Origin of the sequence: Vreelandella titanicae (assembly GCF_014697095.1) — a bacterium.
In the GTDB taxonomy this organism is placed as follows: Bacteria; Pseudomonadota; Gammaproteobacteria; order Pseudomonadales; family Halomonadaceae; genus Vreelandella; species Vreelandella titanicae.
Window position 1 is genome coordinate 4562906 of sequence record NZ_CP059082.1, and the last position, 21391, is coordinate 4584296.

The 21391-nt window shown below is 50.7% G+C and carries 16 protein-coding genes; all 16 read right to left on the minus strand.

Features of this window, described 5'->3' with window-relative positions; translation table 11 throughout:
- Positions 1 to 87 precede the first annotated feature (87 nt).
- Positions 88 to 1608 carry a M14 family zinc carboxypeptidase gene (locus HZS52_RS21000; RefSeq protein ID WP_190373589.1) on the minus strand — a complete coding sequence of 507 codons (1521 nt, stop codon included), beginning with the start codon at positions 1606 to 1608 and terminating at the stop codon, positions 88 to 90.
- A 387-nt stretch (positions 1609 to 1995) separates the two neighbouring features.
- A complete protein-coding gene (locus HZS52_RS21005; protein WP_022519984.1) occupies positions 1996 to 2208 on the minus strand; it encodes a DUF6447 family protein in 213 nt (70 codons plus the stop codon).
- A gap of 91 nt (positions 2209 to 2299) precedes the next feature.
- Positions 2300 to 2881, minus strand: coding sequence for a hypothetical protein (locus tag HZS52_RS21010; protein ID WP_190373590.1), 582 nt, complete (start codon positions 2879 to 2881; stop codon positions 2300 to 2302).
- Positions 2882 to 3003: 122 nt separating this feature from the next.
- A complete protein-coding gene (locus HZS52_RS21015; RefSeq protein WP_190373591.1) occupies positions 3004 to 4674 on the minus strand; it encodes a DUF4214 domain-containing protein in 1671 nt (556 codons plus the stop codon).
- A gap of 314 nt (positions 4675 to 4988) precedes the next feature.
- On the minus strand, positions 4989 to 5741 hold the full coding sequence (locus tag HZS52_RS21020) for a SapC family protein (protein ID WP_190373592.1): 753 nt from the start codon (positions 5739 to 5741) through the stop codon (positions 4989 to 4991).
- 130 nt (positions 5742 to 5871) lie between these two features.
- Positions 5872 to 9282, minus strand: a complete 3411-nt coding sequence (locus HZS52_RS21025; protein WP_190373593.1) for a DUF4214 domain-containing protein — start codon at positions 9280 to 9282, stop codon at positions 5872 to 5874.
- Positions 9283 to 9919: 637 nt separating this feature from the next.
- Positions 9920 to 10948 (minus strand): glycosyltransferase family 4 protein, encoded by a 1029-nt coding sequence (locus tag HZS52_RS21030; protein WP_089690598.1) that lies wholly within the window; start codon positions 10946 to 10948, stop codon positions 9920 to 9922.
- Positions 10945 to 11745: a hypothetical protein gene (locus HZS52_RS21035; RefSeq protein ID WP_009288100.1), complete on the minus strand. Its 801-nt coding sequence runs from the start codon at positions 11743 to 11745 to the stop codon at positions 10945 to 10947. The genes HZS52_RS21030 and HZS52_RS21035 overlap by 4 nt, the downstream gene beginning before the upstream one ends.
- Positions 11732 to 12934 carry an ABC transporter ATP-binding protein gene (locus HZS52_RS21040; protein WP_190373594.1) on the minus strand — a complete coding sequence of 401 codons (1203 nt, stop codon included), beginning with the start codon at positions 12932 to 12934 and terminating at the stop codon, positions 11732 to 11734. Before HZS52_RS21040 ends, HZS52_RS21035 begins: the two co-directional genes overlap by 14 nt.
- Positions 12935 to 13026: 92 nt before the next feature.
- A complete protein-coding gene (locus HZS52_RS21045) occupies positions 13027 to 13878 on the minus strand; it encodes an ABC transporter permease (protein WP_223827984.1) in 852 nt (283 codons plus the stop codon).
- Positions 13862 to 16816 (minus strand): glycosyltransferase, encoded by a 2955-nt coding sequence (locus HZS52_RS21050; RefSeq protein ID WP_190373596.1) that lies wholly within the window; start codon positions 16814 to 16816, stop codon positions 13862 to 13864. Before HZS52_RS21050 ends, HZS52_RS21045 begins: the two co-directional genes overlap by 17 nt.
- Positions 16809 to 17060 (minus strand): hypothetical protein, encoded by a 252-nt coding sequence (locus tag HZS52_RS21055; protein WP_089690594.1) that lies wholly within the window; start codon positions 17058 to 17060, stop codon positions 16809 to 16811. Before HZS52_RS21055 ends, HZS52_RS21050 begins: the two co-directional genes overlap by 8 nt.
- A gap of 49 nt (positions 17061 to 17109) precedes the next feature.
- Entirely contained in the window at positions 17110 to 18261 is a 1152-nt protein-coding gene (locus HZS52_RS21060; protein ID WP_223827985.1) for a glycosyltransferase, read from the minus strand.
- Positions 18262 to 18578: 317 nt separating this feature from the next.
- Positions 18579 to 20018 (minus strand): mannose-1-phosphate guanylyltransferase/mannose-6-phosphate isomerase, encoded by a 1440-nt coding sequence (locus HZS52_RS21065; protein ID WP_039860171.1) that lies wholly within the window; start codon positions 20016 to 20018, stop codon positions 18579 to 18581.
- Between the two features lie 47 nt (positions 20019 to 20065).
- The gene (locus tag HZS52_RS21070; protein ID WP_022519996.1) at positions 20066 to 20449 is read right to left on the minus strand and encodes a GtrA family protein; all 384 of its coding nucleotides are present in this window, start codon (positions 20447 to 20449) and stop codon (positions 20066 to 20068) included.
- Positions 20424 to 21383, minus strand: a complete 960-nt coding sequence (locus tag HZS52_RS21075; protein WP_051052147.1) for a glycosyltransferase family 2 protein — start codon at positions 21381 to 21383, stop codon at positions 20424 to 20426. The genes HZS52_RS21070 and HZS52_RS21075 overlap by 26 nt, the downstream gene beginning before the upstream one ends.
- Between the last annotated feature and the right edge of the window lie 8 nt (positions 21384 to 21391).

Here is a 21391-nt window from a genome sequence, read left to right on the forward strand (position 1 = left end):
GGTAATAAAAAAGCTTCCCCTACTCAAACTCAGAGCTTATGGGGAAGCTTTTTTGATACTCAATCCTAATGGGCTACAAATCTATCCTTAAGCCACTAGCAATTCTTGGTGAAGAGGCTGAGAGGTGCCAATAATGGGCGTACTTTCCATCAGCGTATCCAGCCCTGCGACTATCTCGCCTTGATGAGACTCTTCACCCTCGCCTGCCCATTCGATCTCTTCAGCGTAAATCTCGTCAAATTCAATTCGCTCACCGCGCTCAGGTATCAGTGTTGCCAAAGCAGGATCAATGCTATCAAAACTGTTTTGCCCCATAGCCTCGACAACGCCTAGCATACTCAGTACGCCCTCAAGTACTATGGCACTAGAAACCGCATCAAAATCTAGCTCTAGCCCTTCCAGCGCTTTTAAGCTCAGCTCTTCCAGGCCCCGTTGCTCAATGAGGAGCGTAGGCACACCATCAATAGCAATTCCATTGCGTGCTATTTGTGGCGTGTCGCCACCGGGAAACAGTGACAAGTAGCCATAATCAAAATCATCGAGCCCTTGTGATATAGCTACCGCCGCTTGCTGTGCTGTTGCGGTAATGGTGGGATCGACGTCATCATTGGTTGGCCACAAGACTGACATCGTGTCGAGCTTGCCTGACTCGTTGATGTAGTTATTTTGGTTATGGTAATCAAGAATTAATTCAGGTTGAATCGCTTCGACCACCTGCCTAACAGCGGTGGTTTCTGGGATTAATGATGCATCAATAACTTCACTAGAATCCCAGGTACGGTTAAGGTCAATGTCTTCGGAGTTACGACGGGGATCGATGGTTGTTTCAGGGTCTAATTCACCTGCAACGAGCCCCTCCCAGCGCTCAAAACCGTCAGGGTTTACTCGTGGCATCACGGTTAACGTCACTTGCTCACGCAATGCTTGAGCAGCTTCACTGTCACCGCTCAGCCACTCTAGAAAATGCATGGCCGCCTCTGTCCCAGTTGGTTCATCACCATGCTGTTGGGTCACGATCATTAATTGGCGCGCCCCTTCGCCTACCGTGGCACTATATAAGGGCCTGCCTTCCAGCGACTCACCAACCTGCTCTAAGCTCAACGTATCATAGATGGCATCTAGCGCTTCCAGGTCTTGATAAAGCTGTTCGTTGCTGCGAAAGCCATCCTGCACAAGAGGGCGTTCTGCATCGTAACTATCAGCATCAACACTGGACGAATAAAAATTAGCAATAGAGGCATAGGCTTCGAGCGCCTCTGCATCTGTCGGGCTAGCGCCCCCAATTAGAGCCTGTAACAGCGCTTGGGGAGAGAGCCCAGCACTAGCCTGCTCCGACCAATATTCAATACCCTCTGTCTCTGCTTCACGAGCAAACAAGCTTTGATAAACTTCGTTTATCCACTCATTATCTTCCAGCTCTGACAGTTCAATGCGCCTTGCCTGGAACTCTTCAGACTGCAACATAAACGCCGACACACCATCCATATCCACTGAGCCGCTTTCTATCTGCTCCAGCCAATAATGAAACCCGTCTGGATCAGCCGCGCGCCCTAGGATACCCAAATAAAGAGTTTGTAGATTTTTTTCAATGGAAAGAGTTGTCATCATTAATGCCTCCAGGCATCACTACATATCGTTCCCTGTATCGCCGGTGGAGCGTCATTAGCGAAGCTGAAAATAGGCAGCTACCGCTAGTCACAGCACTTTACTAAGCACCTTTATATTTTTCACGCAGAAGACTGAAAGTGACAGCCATCCTTTTCACACCCCTTTAAGGAATAGAGACAAGCACCCTATTTGTCAATATTCACCCTGGGCTTATGTGCTGGCTAAGTCATCGTCAGAGACCTCTATGCTCCAGTACGAGTATTTCTATCCTCTTTTTCATTACAGTATGGCTGGCTTCCACCTACCCAGAAGCACAATAAAAAAGCCAGTCAACATTAGCTGACTGGCTTGTAGAGCAAGATGGCCATGCCTGACCAATGTCTTCTTTTAGTGTGTCTTTTGCTCAGGAAGCTCATCTTTTAGCGCACGCGCGTAGGCTGTACGAGCCGTTTGGGCGATAGCTAACTGCTGATTCAAACGTTGAATTTCTTGATCAGTCACGCGCAGGTTGAGTAGCTGATTACGTGCATTTTCAGATAGATCTGACACATTGAATTCACTGCCGTCGATAGTAACGGTTTGTGCTTTATCCTTCGCCATACAAAGCTCCTTAGGGTAATACAAATTAGCGGTAAATTATTGCAGCTACGCGCATAAATGTCGAAGCGGTGTGCACCTAACAAACCTTCTACTACGCTGCTTTAGTATCAAGTGCTGTCAACAGCCCATCAATATCGGCCGTAGCTGGCAACGCCTGAGATGGGCGACTAGGGTGGCGTAGCGAAAATTCTTTTAGCGTTTTAGCAGGCAGTGCGGCATCCAGCGTTGGCACGCCGACTTGCCAGACCAAATGCCTTTTGGTTGAGTGAGTGTCCTCCTCAACCACTCCCCAGCCCACTACCCCATGACCTTTCACGTAGCATAGTACTCGATCATCTTGCCGGTAATCGTTAGTCGACTCAAAATCGCTCAGGCGAAATGTAGCCATTCTGATGGGCCAATGCTTTTGCGCCCATTCTTTTGAAACGCTTTGCCAGAAGTATCGGGGGGATTCGGATACCGAAGGCTGTCGCTGAGGATCTGGCAACGCGCTTGCCAACAGTAATTGATAATGCTTGCGAGCGACATGGTGATGCGCCAGCCGTTGATGGAGCTCTGCAATGTGCGCATCTACAAGGCCTATATTTACCAGCTGTTTTCGCGCTTTGGCACTTAATGCCCACGTGGGGTAGCGACGCCCTTCAATAACGATGCTTTTCGGTAATTTCGCCATCACTTCCCAATCTCGTCGCTTAAAATCAACGCGGCATTGTACTCAATTCAATCAGCACGGTAAAAAGATTCGTCCTGCGCCTCTGGCGTTAGTCCGTCGGATTCATTCAGTCGCTATGCTTTCTAGCCCAGTAGGTATGTCTCGATATCTTCCGGCACCCCAATAAGACCCTGTTCATAATGCTGTTGAACGTATGCATCAACATTAGCTTGAGTTGCATTGATGTATTCATCAGAATTCGTAAACGCTAACACCAAATCCCCCCCATCAAATGCCTCTTTTTGTAGTTGCGTCTGCCAATAGACGGCTCCCTCTGCATCTGGGGCACGTCCTAAAACCTGCTCATAGAGGGAGTCGATCAGCACCTCTGACGTCGTCTCAGTTTGGCTATCCAAAAACTCACTGCTTGCAAAGAAGTCGGCAGCGGTGGACGTAAGTGATTTGCCACCTGCTAACGCTTCAAGCCAATAGTCGAAGCCTTCCTCATCAGGTTCTCTCCCTAGCACACCGGTATACAAGCGTACCAATGCAGTAGCCAATTCCTCTTCAGCTGCCGTCGGCCGACTGTCAAACCCAAGCGCTTCTGGGTCTAAAGCCTGCAAATCAACGCCCCACATTAACAGCTTTGCCCCCTGAACCAGAGAGTAGCTACTATCCACATACTCTGCCGAGTTGGTAAACGCTAACGCAATGTCTGCCAGCTCTACTTGCCCCCCTGCGAGCTGCTCTAACCAGTATGCCTGACCCGCTGAATCCGGATCGCGGCCAAGGACACTGTTATAAAGCGCCTCAATACGCCCCTGCATTCCACCGCCTAGCTGGTCTGACAAGTAGGTAAACTCTTCCGATACCACAAAGCTATCCGCCAAAACGCGTAAACTACTTCCCGCATTGAATTGTGATACCCAATACTCAACGCCTTCTTTATCCGGCTCTCGCCCTAGCAGACCTGTATAGAGTCGTAGCACTGGATCGATAGTGCTTTCTAAACCAGGGTAGCGAAGTAGTTCATCTCGACTTTGCAGCGCTTGATCAAGCGTCTCAGACCACTCCCAACCCGCTGCAGCTAGCAGGGATTCAAACGTCTCCACATAAGACGCGCTATTCTCAACGTCTTGGCTTGGCAGTGGAGAAATCAAGCTGTCATTATCTTTAATCCATTGATCAAGTGTTGCTAAGTGAGCACTCACGTCAGCCGCCCATTCATCAGTCGAAACGGCGCCTACTACCACTGGGCCATCACTTGATGAGTACCATACTGGCCCACCGCTATTGCCAGGATTAATTTCAAAGTTCTTGAGGTCTATTAAGTCATAACCAGACATAAGTGTTGTGGCGCTATTGTCTTCCATGAGCCTTGGGCCACTGGCATCACGATATACGCCGGGATAACCTGTCACACGATAGGTCTCTCCAGAGGCATAATCCCCCAATGAAAACCAACCAATATCATCACCAATGGCATCACCTAACGAGACTAAAGCAAGGTCATACTCGCTTTCGGACGGTGACAAAAACCCTGGTTCTTCAACATCTAACTCATAATAATTAAGCCCAGCCGCTTGAAAGGTGCCATAAGGGCGTGCCCCACCATCGCGGCCAAACTCCACTTCTACATCAGTAGCAGCCCCCAATACAGGATCATAAAGCACATGGGCAGCCGTCAGTACATCGTTACGACCGACCAACGTACCCGAGCCTGAGACCCGTGTACCATCATGAAAGGTAGCTTCTAAGTAAGCCACGGCTGAGAAAGGAAAGGTATTGCTATCAGTACCAACATAACGGGTCATGGATAAACCTCTTTAACAAGCCAGTAATGGCTTACCTTATAAAGCAACATTGGACTGCTAAGAATATTTTCTACGCTGCGAGATGCCGCCTCATAACTTTTCGTTAAAAGCCAATAAAATTTTTTCTGATATTCTCGGAATGAGCTTAATTATTCACCGCAACCCAATTATGCTGTTATCCCGTACTGGGCATTACCAACATTGTATCTTTGCGTGTCTATAATTGACAAAACGTTAGCTGTATAGCATACATTGTTTGAATGTCTAATAAGTAAACTCAAACAATGTAGAAACAAGCGCATACAATTAAATTACTAACCAAAATCGAATTGCAGATCATCGCTATCGTCTGCAAATAATTCATCGACTGATTCAGTCACGCCTATTTTGGCATGCAGTGCAGCACGCTGTGCCAACTGGTCATGCTGCGCCATGGAAAACATCTGACCATAGGCTACCGCCAAAGGCACTCCTTGCAGTTGATGCAACTGCTGCGCTGTCAATCTATTCAGGGCCTCCTCTTCGACTTTATAAAGCCCTTTAATGCCTGGCCCGTCTTCAGTAGTTTGCCATGGCTTCAAGATGCCCTGCTCAGCAAGTGTCTGGCAGGCAGTGTCAGTAAGGCGGCGGTTCTTGGCGCACTCACCAACGAAGTCGAGTTGCTGCCTTACCGACTCTGTCAGCTCTCCCTGCTCATCGAACAGTGGCTCCCCCCCCTGTTGCAACAGATGATCGGCATGGACTTGCAGCACCATTTCATCTGAGTCCTGCCGCCTCGCTACTGCAAAAGGATAACCACGAAAATGGGCGGGAACATACGTCCCTAGCCAACGACCATCCTCGGGGTGGATATAGTGGTGTGAATGCGCTGCTCGACCAAGCAACGCAACAAGATGATAGCGCTCTTCACGCTTAATAAAACCCATAACGAACTGCGTCAAAGCCTGTCGCAGTTCTCCTGCCAGAATCGGTGCTACTGCCTGATCCGCGGTGAACCGATAGTTCTGGCGCGGCGAATAACGCATGGATGCATGCTGTTGACGCGATAAAGTAACCCAATTTGACATGCTATCTCCTTTACAAGAAAACCCCGATCCAAGGATCGGGGTTCAGTTTATCCCATACGTATATCAACAAAGATATAACGTTTAGGAACCAGATGTCGGTACAAAACCGACACCTGGAGTGCGTCCGCTATTACGCAAGGTTAACAGCAGAAGCATCGATTTCGTTACCGAAATCAACGATACCAACCAGTGACGCATCAGTGAACTCGTTGGCGGTATTGGCGTCGTTGACACCAGAACCGGTCAGTTCGAACACTTTGTATTCGCCAGCGTTGTTATCGTTCTCGATCATCACTACAGATTTAACGGTATTGCCAACAAGGTCAGCTACATTGGCGGATACGTCGAGAGTACCGTCGACGATGCTGCCGTAACCAGCGTTGTTGCCGTTTTGGATAGCAGCCAACAGATTTTCTGCTGTCAAGCCACCCCAAGTCTCATCTGCAGCATTACCAGTACCAGCGGCAAAGTCGTTGATGGTGATAACGTTGTTAGCGGTAACGGCAGAAGTAGTACTACTGTCAAAGCCAACTGTCGGGAACGTATCACGCGACTCTGCAGAAGTGCTGCCTTGGAATTCTTCGTTACCTAGGTAGGCAGTGAAGTCCAGAGTATCAGCGCCAGCGCTAGTGCCGTCAGCGTCGAAGTTAACAACGGTGTTACGATCGAAGTTATCTTCAAATACGATGGTTTCGTTGCTGTCACCGTTGGTAGACAGAACGATAACATCGCTGCCAGAACCAGCATTGATTTCGTTGCCAGTGTTGTCAGCAGTAGAGGCTGTACCAGTATAGGTGTCAGCCTGAACGCCACCACCAGTACCGATACCGTTAATACCGTGAGCAGCGCTAGTAGAGCCATTTAATACGGCTTGTAGGTTAGCGTCAGTGCCGTCGAAGTTAGAGTCATTAGACTCTTCACGGATGGCGGACTCGAGACGACCTTTAGCCGAATCACTCATGCCGCTTACGCCAGCAGGTGACAAGGTGATTTGCAGATCATCGGCTTCAAACTGGCCATCAACCTGTGAACGGATCACGAGGCTGTTGTCTGGGCCGTTTTCAGCAACCAGCAGCTTGCTAAGCACTTTATGGTTGTTAACAACCTGTGCAATTGCAGCATTGATATCACGCTGATCACCGAAGACGCGGTCACCCAGGATATCGTTCAGGTTGATGATACCTTCGAAACCATTGTCGAAAGAATCAGCTGCAGCAGAAGTTACTGCACCACCAAGGCTAGCACCGGCCAGTGTTACAGTCAGCTGAGCGCCGTAAAGCACAGCAGGAATATCGTTGCCAGCAGGTGTGGTTTGACCAGAGGAGAGGCCAGCCGCATTGCCGCGTAGGTCATCAAATGCAGTGTTCTGAGTGTTAACCAACCAAGTGGCACCCAAATCGCTGTTCATTTGAGACAAACCGCTGTTGTCGCTGTAGATGGTGTCGTTGCCAGCACCAGTGCTGATCAATACACCGCCTGCGCCTTCAGTCCAAACAACGTCATCGCCTTCACCAGTGTTGACCACAACGTTGTGTTGCAGATCTTGCTGGTTAGGCAGACTGAAGTCGTCAGCGCCTTGAGCAATGGTGTGAACAGTATCGTTACCCGCACCTGTATTAATACCCAGTGAGAAGCCGTTGAACTCAGCAGCTTTGTCGAGGGAGTAATCTACAGTGATGCTGTCGTTACTGGCACTGGTGTTATAGACGTGAGCCTTGTTTTCAGCGTTCGGCGCCCAGTCATTAGCAGTTGAATCCAAACCTGCTTGACCAGCTACAGAAAGGTTCTCGCCTGTAAAAGCAGTCGCGTCGAAGTTGTAGACATTGCCTACGTTTTCGATAGACAGGTCGCCTTCAGCAGCACCAGAAGTTACTTCGATCTGTTCGAAAGCAACAAGCTCAGATTGACCAGCTGCAGTCATGCCGTGAGCAGTAAGAACATTGTCTACCTTGCTGCTACGATCAACTTCAAGGTTCAGCTTCTCGATAACTTTCTGAGAGTTGGACATACCACCGATGATGGCATCGCCAGCTGTGGAGCCACGACCAGCGTTGTCGAGAATCAGATTGGTTTCGATCAAGGTAGTGCTGACGTCCGGCTCAACCGGCTGTGCAGTACCGGCTACCAGGAATTCATCGTCAACAGACTCAACGCTGTTGTAGTCGAAGCTAACGTTAGAGAAAGCGTTACCTTCCGGATCGGTAACCAGGATTTCCTGGGCAGTGAACGGCAGGTTCACAGTGTTACCGGCAACGGTTACTTGGTTGTAAGGGTTAGCCAGTTCAACGTTGTAGCCGTTAAGACCCAGCTCGTCCAACTGTGCTTTAACCGCTTCTTGCAAGCCAGCATAAGTGCCGTCAGTAGAGCGCACGTCTTCTAGAACGTAGTTTTCACCATCAACGCTAAAGCCGATAGTCAGTTCAACGTTAGCCAGCGGCGTCTCAGGTGTTGCGGTGGTTACGTCAGCAACGCGAACCATCAACTGAGAGTTGCTCTGCTGAGGACCTTCTTTGGTCAGCGAGTTGGTATCGAATGCGGCACGCAGGTCGGAATCAGTGTCAACACTGCGCATACCGAAGGTGATGTCTTTGGTGACGGACAGTTTGCTACCCAGACGCACGTCATCAATGAAGAGACCTGAACGATCGCTGTTGTCAGACCAGAACTCTTCAACGCTGTCCATACGACCAGCATCCAGAACCACGCCATCCAATGCTTCGATGTGTGTTTCTTCGATGTTAGTAGTACGCGGCGCGACATATAAAGCATCAGTACCGAAATTAACGTCTCCAGCATCTACTTTCTGGTCGTTAATCAGGCTAGCTTCGATCTTGTCGCGACCAGCGCCGCCGTCGAGAATGTCACCAGTAGACAGTGCGTTAGAAACGGCACCGTTCTGGTTTTGACCAACGAGACCCACAAAGGTGTCGTCTGCGTCAGTACCAGTTAAATTATCACGACCTTCAGTCAGGACGAACGTTTCGCCAGGATTAGAAGGCTCAGTCGGCTCTTCAGGTTCAGTCGGCTGAGGAATACCTGCAACAACTTCAGCGATGTCCAACTCGCCAAGGTCAGTGCTAGCGTCAATTCCGGCTAGGAATTCAGCAGCATAGTTATCAGCTGCGGTGCCTGACTGATCATCACCTGCCGCTTCGGTATAGAGGTCGGCTGCAGCAACTTTATTTGCCAGCGTATCGGCATCTGGCTCATCAGTGTTGGTTGCATTCTGGACGATGGTTAATGCAATGCTCGCCAAATCTTGCTCACCGCTTTCCAACTTCTCTACGTAGAAAGCCAGGCCTTCAGCGTCAGCATCACGACCAAAAGACTGCTGATAAATGCCGTTTACCAGTTCTTCGTTTTCAAGGTCGCCAAAACGAGTGGTGTACTCTTCGGAAGTACCGAAAGCACCAACAACTGCTTGCGCGCCGCGGGCTTCAATTTCCTCTGCCCAGAACTCTAGACCCTCTGCATCAGCAGGGCGGCCATAATAGGCTACGTATAATTGTTGAGCCAGATTCAAATTCTCTTGTGTTGCCATGGGACTATAGTCTCCTTGCTTAAGAAAGATACCACCTACAAAGGCGGCTCTTATCACCTTGAGCGCTCAAGGTATTTTTAGGTTCCTTAAATAGCATAGTTTTCAGCGTACTGACTAAGCAGATTGGCTGATCCTCCTACACTACTAACATCAACTGGAACACGCCTAATGTAATGTCACACATCAAGATAAGTCAATTGCTATGACCGTGACAAGGTTGCAAAAGCAACACAGGCTACCGCTACCTGTGTGAGCACCTACTACAATAAGCACTCAACGTCAAAACCTACTACAGGGAACCTGTTTTAGGTTTTCGCGCTAACGTCAAGCCAGCTGTGTCAGAACCCTCTCGTGAAGTTTTTTTGCTGAACTCCACGTTTTCGAACACTGATCGCTAATAATCAGTATAAAGCGATGCGAGCAATTCTTGCAATACTTAGATTGAGAAGGCGCCCTCTTTAACCTGGCGAATAAACTCGTATCAAAATAGCTGCTTGAGCCTTTAGGTCAAATTTTCCTGGGCGTTTTATTGCTTTTTTTTGACAAATAACTGACCCAACGCAATCACTGCTGCGGTATCGAGCTACCGATCCAGTTCTCGCTTTGAGCTCAGCGCCCAACCGTTTGTTCGCCCCATTTATTCACTGTATACCAGCTTTGTGACAACTTGATGCCAAGAAATTTTCTTCGCGCAATAGGCCTCACGACCTTGCTTACCCATTTGCTTAGCCTGAGCGCGGTGTGCATAAGCATCATCCAACGCCGCAGCGAGTGCCTGAGGGCATGGTTCGCATTTCCAGCCAGTCACGCCGTGCTCAACAAATGCTGTGGGGCCACCACTATCAGTGCAGGTAATGACGGGCTTGGAGGCTAGCATTGCTTCTAATGTGACATAACCATAATCTTCATCAAAGGAAGGAAACGCTACAGCTAACGCATGGGCGTATAATGTGCGCTTCTCCTGCTCGGAAATATGCCCTAATAGCCGCACTCGGTTACCCAAGCCTAAGCGCTCAATCAATTCTTCAAGCTGGCGACGCTGACTGCCTTCACCGGTGAGCAATAACTTTATGGGCGTCCGGGTGTTCGCCATGGCCTCTATCAATAGCATCTGACGTTTCAGCGGCTCCAGTCGGCTAGGGTAAAATGCATAGCCCCAGTCATCACCGCAGGTAAAGTGTTCAGCTTGGTGAGGAGGATGGTACAACGGTTCCGCCATTAAGCCGTTATAATAGTGCAAGCGTTCGGCCACACGGGGGGAGTTGGCAAACAGGTGTTTGGCCCCACTAAGGTGGCGCCGGTCAAACGCTTCTACCTGGGGTTTTAATGCGGCCAGTGCGGGACTTGCCTGCTTGGGGTCGTAAAGCTCATAGCAAACGCGGTGCTGATGCATTAACCAAACCACATGTGCGGGGTGGTGTAAGCCATAGGTAGGAAATTGCAGGCTGATAACACGATCAACCAACACGTCGTTTGGAGCAGTAAGGTCGAGTTGCTCAGCAAACATCATTTGGCGTTCAATCTGTGTTTCGCCATAGTGAAACGGTAGGCGTAGGCATTCCACTTGGTGCCCATATCGCCTTAGCGCCGCCACTAATCCTTCCACATGATAGTTGGCACCGCCGGCGATAAAAGGCGTATGGTTAGCTGTCACGAGTAGCTTCACGGTGCTTCCTTGTGGTTGGCCTTTAACCCTCGTAGAGCATCGCGCAACAGTTTAATCATGGCAGCAGCCTGTTCGTCGCTTAGCCATTTAATCGGTGGCTTTGCTTGCGATGATGCCGCTTGTGATAATGATGCTCCCGGTCGTGAAGTATCTGGCAGTGCAATGCCTAGAGTCATCATTTTTTGTTGTATATCAGCCATTTCAGTGAGCGTTATAGCTAACGCTTGATACTCCTCACGGCGCTGCCCTTGATGAACTAAAATATCATAAAATTCGCCCTCTTCTTTCCAGCGTTGTTGATAACGGCGCCACAGTAAGTTGACAATCACTTTCCACCCCCACAACCCCCTACGGCAAACGCCAGACAGCGCCGTTAACCGCCGATGCCAGCGGTTGAGCCGGAGCAGTCCACGGGGCAACTCTAGCCGCTCCTGCTTTATGTAGTCTTGGGTTTCAGTCGCTTGCAGCAGAATCATTAACGTGGCAACTCGACCTTCACGGGCTGCAAGCTCGCTATGATAACGAGCCCCTTGCTGGTCTGGCATACGCCCCATTAGGAAGCTATAGGCGCGTTCGACAAATGCCTGGTCATCTAGATGAGCACTCAATAGCTCGGCTAGGCGCGGCGCACGAGGATCGTAAAGTCGATGTTGTTGTGTTTGCAAAATAGGCACAAGGCGCTGCTGCCATAACCAGAGCCAGCTTTCAATTGCCAGCGAATCTTGTGTATCCGCCAACATCGCTTGATCTTTGAGACGCTTAACCAACGTATCTATATCCTGCTCAACATTTGTCATGCTGGCGGCCTATTTCAAAAGCGCAGTCTAGGCGACACATACCTGAAAACTTGCTGAACCGGTAGCCCGCCACTTCAAAGGTATCGAGACTGTCATGCCACCAGTAACAGTTTTCCAGGTGGTGGTCGCTTGAATGAAGTGCGGCAGAGAGGGTGTACTTGCCAGGTGCGATGTTGGCCTTAATACGCACTACTACATCGAGCTCCTCACCTTCACTCATGACCAGCGTTTGCTTGTGCTGATGGGTATTTTGGCCGAACACATCCTGCCCGTAACGATCGCGCAACAGTACTCCAAGGGCGATGTCATCAAGTGCAGCGCGGGCCTTTAAGCGCAAATGAATTTCCAGTGTTTCGCCACTAGCAAGCATTGAGCTTTGGCTATCTTGCCCCTGTACATGGCAGTGGGTTACCACGACTTCTTGGGTACCGAAGGCACCGGATTCACCTTCTCGCAGGTCATCGCCTTCTGCCTGCTCGGCCATAATTCGGTTGTAATGATTAACAGCGCCTTCCGGGTCGCCGTTATGAATTAAACGCCCTCCTTCTAATACAATCGCGCGGTCGCAAAGTACTTTGACTGCATTGAGGTCGTGGGACACAAACATTATAGCGCCGCCCTCTTGCTTAAATTGGCGGATACGCTGAATGCACTTTTGTTGAAAGTAGCCATCTCCAACCGAAAGTGCTTCATCGACTAAAAAGCAGGCGGGATCGGCGTGAATGGCAATGGCAAAGCCTAGCCGCATGACCATGCCGGAGGAGTATGTCCGCAGTGGTTCATGGATATACTCGCCTAGCTCACAGAACTCGATGATGGCGTCTCTGTGACGCTCGATGTCCCCATGCGTCATACCCAGCATCAGTGCATTGATAGTGATATTGTCGATGCCGCTGAGCTCTGAATTAAAGCCAGTACCAAGCTCTAGAAGCCCGGTTACTCGACCATCGATCTGTAAGCTGCCTGCGTCAGGCATCAATACGCCAGTGAGCAGTTTTAGCAGCGTCGACTTGCCCGCGCCGTTGCGTCCTAATACGCCAAGCACTTCACCCGCTGCCACCTCGAAGCTGACGCCGTCCAAGGCGGTATGCTGGGTATGGTGACTCTTGCCAGTAAGGGCTTCTTTCAAGCGTTCGCGCGGTGAGGCAAACAATTTGAAGGATTTATGCAGGTCTTTAACAACAATCACTGTTATCTCCAGAAACGCTGCACGCGGCTAGCACACATGGCTAACACACGTCGCTAACTCAAGTACTTGTACACGTGCTATAGGCGTCGTCGTCAAAGCGAGTCGCGCAGGTCGCGCTCGGTGCGTTTTAGCAACCAAAATCCGACGTACAGTAACACAAGTGTTACCGCTAGCATGGCCAGCAGCCCGGTAGCCCCAGGAAGACGCTGGTATAAAATCAGCTCTCGATAGGCATCAATAAACTGAAACATGGGATTCAAGCTGATCAGCCCCAGCGCCCAGTCAGGTATAATGTCGTCAACGTAAACAATCGGTGTCAGCCAGAACCATACCGGCAGTAACACCGCAACGCCTTCGCGAATATCTTTTAAATATACGGCGAGAATTGCCAGCGAAAAGCCGAGCGCATAGGTAAATCCCAGTTGTAGGGTGAGTACCACGGGTATTGCCAGCCAGTGCCAATCGATGGGAAAACCGATCATTAGCAGGAATACCGCGAAGAATCCCATGCTGATCAGGTAAATAACAATTTCAGCCAATAGTACCGAGAGCGGCAGCGCGGCTAGTGATGTATTCACTTTGGTGATCATGCCCGCGCGTTCGATAAATAGGTTGGTTATGGTGCTTAGGCTTTTGGCGAAGGCGGTCCAGGCGAGAATGCCGCTGATCAGATAGATACTGTAGGTGAAGCGTTCCACCTCGGCACCAAAGCCTTCAAGCCGTGCGCCCATAATGGCAGAAAAAATCAGCACAAAGACCAAAATATTTATTAGCGGTGAGAGCAGCGTCCAGATTCGTCCCAGCACCGAGCCTTTGTGGCGATCCACCAGCTCTTGGCGGGTTAGCAGAATAATCAGTGGTAAATGCTGCCGCCACCAGCTCAGGGTTTGACGTACTCGTTTTTTCAATAACGGACGCATCTCGCGGTTACCTGGCAATGCCATGGGCATGGCTCCTTGGATAGGTCGCTGTGTTTTTTGACGAACATTGTTCGGTTAATAATTGGTCTCCAAGCACCGCAGCTAACCACTGCTCGCTGCTTTGCTGCCAGCCGAGATAAGGCATGCCATCAGAAGCAATCGTATGACCTTCCCGCCAGTCGCTAGCCCAGTCTTGCAGCGCCTGCGCTAGCGCTTGAGGTGTATCGGCGTCGAAGTAAGTCGCATAGTCACCCGCGACCTCGCGGAAAACCGGAATATCTCGGGCGAAAATAGCAATACCCTGGCGAGCAGCCTCAATCAGTGGCAGCCCAAACCCTTCACCGTAAGAGGCTGCCACAAGCACATCGCTTCGCCGATAGAGCTCTTCCAGCAGCGTATCGCTGGCACCTTCCGCCCAAAACAGCTGCTGGCCACGCCTCGGATGCCGTTTGATGCGGCGAATCAGGTCTTCTACCTGCCAGCCTTGCTTGCCCACCACCACCAGATTAATATCAGTGCATTCCGCCCAGCATTGCTCCATCGCGTCTAGCACTTGTTGATGCCCCTTGCGCGGTTCAATGGTGCCCACCATTAATAGGATCGGCCCACGACACCTGGCCAGCGGTTGCAACCATTGTTGCTCTGCTGTGCTTAATACCGCGCTCGTAGGTGGTTGAAAATCGGCTCCAAGGTGGAAGTGCTTGACCCAGGGCCGCTGCCCTTCCTGAAAGCCCTGCCGATCGAGCGCGGCATCAACTTCCTCGGCTACTTGGCGAGAGACACAAGTAATGCCATCTGCCAGCTCACTGACCGATGTAAACCATTCCTTCATCGTCGCTGGAATATGTTCAGGGAAACATGCAGGCAGTGATAAAGGCAGTAAATCATGCACAGTAAAATAAAACCTAACGCCGCTGGCACGCATTCGGCGCATAATGTGACCTGCCTGCTTGAGTAGCGGCGGCGCCCACTCCAAGGACACATAGCGATCGCCGGGGCGTGCTTCTACTGGCACATCGGGGCCCGGTGGCGCTAGTCCTAAGTGTTGGCTGGCAAAACCGCGGGCAAGATAGAAATCATCCCCCCCCCAGCGAATCAGCTCTATCCGCCAACCGGCAGGTGGGTAACGAAGAAGATAGTCGGCTACTCGGCGGGTAACGCGCTCAATCCCGGTTTTAAGGTCTTCCCAGGCAATAGTGCTAACATCAAACAGTAGCCGCGGTGCGTTTTCATCGGGAGTGGTATCCACCTCGCTTAGCACTTTTGTTAGTCGCTTGGCAGACTCAGCCTCTTGCAACTTGTCACTTAGCGGCTCGTGCGCTGCCAGTTGGTCAAGAAATCGTTCGTACTGGTAACGGGGCGCGATCAGTGGTGCCTCCAAAATCGCATGCCGATACTGCTCGGCCACCCGCTCTGGTGCCAGCATGGTGGTCACGTAAGCCCGCCCTGCCTGTCCCAGCCGTTCACGCTCGTCATCATCAGCAATTAGCTGACAAAGCGCTTGACGCAGCGGTGCTAACAGTTGCTGCTCGGGGTCATCGGCCAACTGCCAATGACTTTGCGAGGGCAGTTCCGCACTGCTGCCATGGGCGTTGGCAATCACTGCTAGTCCATGGGCCATCGCATCAATAATAGCGCCTGATGTCTCACCACGAGACTGGGTGCGTAGCTGTACGGCGATATCGGCGGCTTGCAGCCAACGCTGGTATTCCTGGCGAGAAGCATAGCCAGTGACAGTCACTTGGCAACCAAAGGGATGGCGCTTAATCCGACGCGCTAGCGTATGGCCGTACTCACCGCTGTGCTGCGCACCTACCAAGACCAGTCGCACCGGCTGGCTCGTGGCATTGACTAACGGCGGCTCGCTCTCTTCGAGATCACCTAAAAAGGCGTCCAGTAAAAGATGGGACAGTTTTTTGGGGTTAATGCCGCCGAAACTGGCAATGACTCGCTCATTGCTGGCGATTCCCAGCACCTTGCGAGCAGCCTGCTTGTCAAAGGGGGCTGGGAGTTGGCGTAAATGCGGAATTAAATACGTTGGCCCGGCTTGCCCTTGCTGCCATCGTTCGGCCAATGAGCGGGCAAAGGCGGAGTGGTAAATCAAACCACCTGCTGGGCGAGTTACCATACCATTCACTGGGTATTGCTCCGCTCCACGCGCGTTTTGTGCCGCCTCGGCATGTGCCAGCAGTGCCGGGTAGCCGTGATCAATATAAAGCTGCTGTACTAGCGCGTCAGGCTTCAAACCGCTTTCGTTAAGCCACCAAACAGCATCAAACAGGAAGTAATCGTGCAAGACCACAATCCCAGGATGCCGCTGTAGCAAACCGAATTGGTAGGCATGGTAAAGTGAATTCCCCACCTGATAAAGGGTGTAATCGAAGGATTCAGCTCGCTGCAGAAAAGTGTCAGCATTGATACATTCAAAAACACTGCTTAGCTCGCGATCTACTTCGGGCTGATCAACTACCAGCGTAATAGTAAAATGCGTGGCTAGATAAGGTAGTAATTCTGCACTGTAGTTGGCGATGCCCGTTGTTTGAGGCGGCAGTGGCGAAATAAAGGCCAGTGTCGGTTTGTCAGCATCAATACTTGAAGGCGTAGACGTCAGTTCGAGCGTCAGTCGCCTTTCACCCGTGGCAATATCTATTACCGCTGAGGGCATCAACGCATTAATCATATGCTGTACAACGATATCAGGCAAAGCGGCACTCACCGATGCCAGCGTTTCTTCCTGGTCGGGCAACAGCGTGTGACACCTTCTAGGAGCCACGCCAAGGCGAAACAGATGGCGGTGGCAGGCAACCAGACTAACTTCATCAAAACCAAGCAGCAAAACGTGAGCGCTGCCAGCAGGATTATCTGGCGTGAAAACCTCTGACAATGCCACCAGCCAATCCTCTAGCTGGTTGAACTGTGATTTCTTACGGGCATCAACTATATAAAGGGTATCGTTATTCATGCAGATGCGGCTTCCTACGCTGTTCCAACCCGTTCATTAAACGCTGTTGACGTTCTCCATAGCCTTCGGTGCGATTTGGCGTTACTCCACCTCCGAATGTACCTGCCTGGACTAGACGAATCACCCAGCCTTTTAGCTTTGGAAAGGGCTGAAGTATGCGCAGCCCCAAGCGCCTAATTAGTGGATAGCTGATCAGTTTTTTCACTACGGGGCGCAGCACTCGTTTGACGGCAATCTGAATCACACGTCACTCCTTGGTAATAAGGTACGTTTCAGCGGTACTTCTTGGACGTTTAGTTGAGCTTTTCACTCACGAGTGTTTCCAGACGCTGGGTAAACACGGCATTGCTGAATGCCTCAGCTTGGAGGCGGCAAGCCTGCGGCGAGAATTCGTGCGCCTCAAATGCCTCGATAGCTGCGCTTAGGCTCGCTACAGTTTGCTCAGTAAAGTAAACACCGGTGGCTTGCTGGTGATGCTCCAAACCTTTTACAGTTTCAAGAGCGCCTCCATGCCCATAAGCAATGACCGGCGTACCGCAGGCTTGAGCTTCCAGTGGCACAATACCAAAGTCCTCATCAGCAGCGAATACAAAGGCCTGGGCGCGTTGCATAAGCTGATGCAGCTTTTCCCCCTGCAGGTAGCCTATAAGCTCAATGTGCGGGCTTCCTTCTGCCAGCCGTTTTAAGCGCTGAAACTCAGGTCCGTCACCAACCACTTTCAGTTGGCGTTTTAATGGATCCTGGGCAAAGGCTTGTATGATCAAATCCATGCGTTTATAAGGCACAAGCCGTGATGCCGCCAGGTAGTAGGGCTCCCTCTGGCCGATATGTAATGTAAAGCTGTCGGTGTCTACCGGTGGGTAGAGCACATCTGCGTCGCGGCGGTAATACTTGGCAATACGCTGTGCGACGTTGTGGGAGTTAGCTAGAAAGAAATCCACCTGGGTGGCCGTAAAGTAATCCCATTGGCGCAGGCGCTTAAGCGTTTTACGCACATACGCAGTCATGCCTGGCAACCGAAAGTGGCTATTTTCCAGGTAAGCCTCTTTCATATCCCAGGCGTAACGCATCGGCGTATGGCAATAGCAGATATGGGTTTGACCAGGATGTGTGATCACGCCTTTTGCCACTGCGTGGCTAGAGGAGATGACCAGATCAAAGCCGCGCAGGTCGAACTGCTCAATGGCATAGGGCATCAGTGGTAAACAATGGCGGTAAAAACGACTAATGAAGGGTAGACGTTGAAGACCGCTAGTATGAATACGGTGCTGGGTTAACCATGGGATGCTAGCGCGCTCAAGCGTATGCACTAAGGTGAATATTTCAGCTTGTGGGAAGACTTCTGCCAACCCTTTGAGCACTTTTTCAGCCCCACCATTAACCACCAACCAGTCATGTACAATGGCGACGCGAAGGTGCCGAAAACGTGTAGGGGCTACTTGCATGATGGACAGCTTTCCATGTCGAACGGAATAAAGCGCCATAGCTTAAAGTAAGCATGGCACTAGCTCCAGTGAATACGGCAAACAACCAGAGCTAGTGCCGTTGGTGATTTGCACATCGCTGTGTTGAGGACAGAGATCCTTGAGGGCGTTGTTAACGCGTTCTTGAGCGCTATTTTCACCGTCCTTGGGCGAAAGACCTTCGCTTCAACCTGCCCTAGCGCTCGTTATCGAATACTGCAAGAGAAGTCATTTCCAACTGCGATAGTTCTGGCAAACACACCGACGGATTGTGTAAAGAACATGCTTTCGCCCGCCTTCTACTCTCGCCCATACTTGTCGTTGTAACGCACAATGTCGTCTTCCCCAAGGTAGGATCCCGTTTGCACTTCAATAAGTTTGAGAGGAATCACGCCAGGGTTTTCCAGGCGATGTACAGTTCCCAATGGTATATAGGTGGATTCATCTTCGGAAAGCAGGAAACTATGTAAATTAGAGACGTCCCCATGACCTTCGCCTTGGGTTACCTGGGCAGTGCCTTGAACCACAACCCAATGCTCGGCACGGTGATGGTGCATTTGCAACGAAAGTTGGCCACCTGGTTTAACGACAATTTCTTTGACCTGAAAGCTATCCGTTAACACCATGGTGCGGTAATGCCCCCAGGGGCGATAAACCTGCTGATGCGACTGACACTCTTTTCGTCCCGCTGCCTTAAGGGCATTAACAATTAATTTGGTATTTTGCGCCTGACGACGATCGGCTACCAGCACTGCGTCGTCTGTTTCGACAATGATCAGGTTATTAACCCCCACTGCCGCCACTAAGCGAGATTCGCTATATACCAAGCTGTCGTTGGTTTCATGGAGCATTACATCACCATGTATTGCGTTGCCGTTCTCTTTATCCTCGCTGGAGCGCAGCTCGTGGAGCGCGTCCCAGGCGCCTATGTCACTCCACCCTGGAGACATGGGCACAACGGCCGCCTGATTAGTATGCTCCATTACAGCATAGTCAATGGATTCGCTGCGACACTGTGCAAAGGCTTCTTCGGCAACACGCAGAAAGTCCATGTCTTCTGAGCGCTGCTCATAAGCGGCCTGGCAGTTGGTCAAAATGTCGGGGGCATAAGCTTTGAGAGCAGCTAAATAATTGCTAGCCTTGAACAAGAAGATGCCACTGTTCCATAGATAGTCGCCGCTGGCTAAGTAGCTTTCTGCTACCCCTAGATCAGGTTTTTCGACAAAGGCCTCAACGCTAAAACCTCCCTCCAGCGCCTGCCCACGTTTTATATAGCCATAGCCTGTGTGCGGCGAGGTTGGCGCAATACCGAAGGTTACCAACTTATCTTGCTGACTCAGTAAGCGGCCTTTTTCTACGGCGTCAGCAAATGCCTTTACGTCTTTAATGACATGGTCAGCAGGCATTATCAGTAACTCGGCTTCCGGGTCGGTTTTGGCTACTGCTAATGCGGCAAGCGCTAATGCGGGAGCTGTGTTTCTACCGCAGGGCTCCAGAATGATTTGGCTCTTCTTAAAGCCGAGTTGATGCATTTGCTCAGCAACTAAAAAACGGTGCTCCTCGTTACATACGATGATGGGGTCACCTGCGTTGGTGACACCTTTTAGACGTAGCGCCGCCTCCTGAAGCAAACTGACGTTGTCTTTATGCAAATTCAGAAACTGCTTTGGATAATGCTCACGCGATACAGGCCAAAGGCGCGAACCAGAGCCGCCAGATAAAATCACCGGTATAACCATATTTTCCTCGAAAACGTATTTTACAAACATCAAAAAAGGGGCTGGTATTACTGGGTGAATACCCAACACCGTGCTAGCACGTAACTTGCCACAGCAGCGACTACCACCGCCGTGGCGATGGCCCAAAGCCCGGTTACCCCCACCCCTAAGGCACCCGCTAGCACTAGGTTGTTAATACTAAATCCAGCGAGAGACATGACGGTAAAGCGCCATAGACTTGCACTGCGACGAAAAGTAACCCGCTGATGGCCTGCTAATGAGATGCCAAAGGCGACGCTATAGGCCAGCGCATTGACGATAAACTCATGAAGCGCTGGGAATACCATTATCATCAACGCTGCCGCCAGGATATGGGTCATTGATGCCGCTAGCCCAATAAGGCCGAAGCGCAGCATCTGCCATAGTTCAGCGAGTGGAGGTGTATTCGTCACTGGTGTCCGCCACGATGTATAAGGGCCGCTGTTTACTTTCAATAAAAAGACGGCCGATGTATTCACCTAAAATACCGATAGAGAGCAGCTGCATACCGCCAAAAAATAAAACAGCTGTCATCAATGATGCATAGCCTGGCGCATCGCGCCCGAGAAACAACACTTGGCTAATGATGATGATAATATAGATAAACGCCAAGCAGGCGATGAGCCCGCCAATATACGACCATATGCGCAGCGGCAGCGTACTAAAACTAAACATGCCATCTAAGGCAAAGTTCCATAATCTCCAATAATTAAATTTAGATTCTCCCTTCAGCCGTGCGGGACGCCGATAGGGAACGCCAATACTTCGATAACCGACCCAGGCATAGAGCCCTTTCATGAAGCGGTTACGCTCCGGCATTGAGCGCAGGGCTTCGATCATGCGACGATCAATCAAACGAAAATCACCAGCGTTTTCAGGGATTGGCGTTTCAGTAATACGGTTAAAAAGCCGATAGAAGCCACTGGCCGAATGGCGCTTAGCGGCCGTATCATCAGGGCGCTCGCTGCGAATACCGTAAACCATATCGACACGCTGCTGCTGCCAAATCGTGACAAATTCCAGAATGAGTTCGGGCGGGTCCTGGAGATCCACATCAATGGGCACCGCCGCATCGCCATGTGCGTTGAGCAAGCCAGCCGAGAGCGCTGCTTCTTTACCGAAATTGCGGCTTAGCGCAATAAACCCAACGCTTTCGTAGCATTCAGATAGCCGTTTTATCTCGCGCTGGGTTCCATCTGTTGAACCGTCATCAACCATCAAAATACGCCACTGCCACGGAGCGTCGGCCAGCACGCTGTGCACTCGTTGAACAAAGGTCGTTACGGTATCGACCTCGTTAAACACTGGAACGACAAGCGTAATGAGAGGGGGAGTATTAACGTCCATGCGAACCT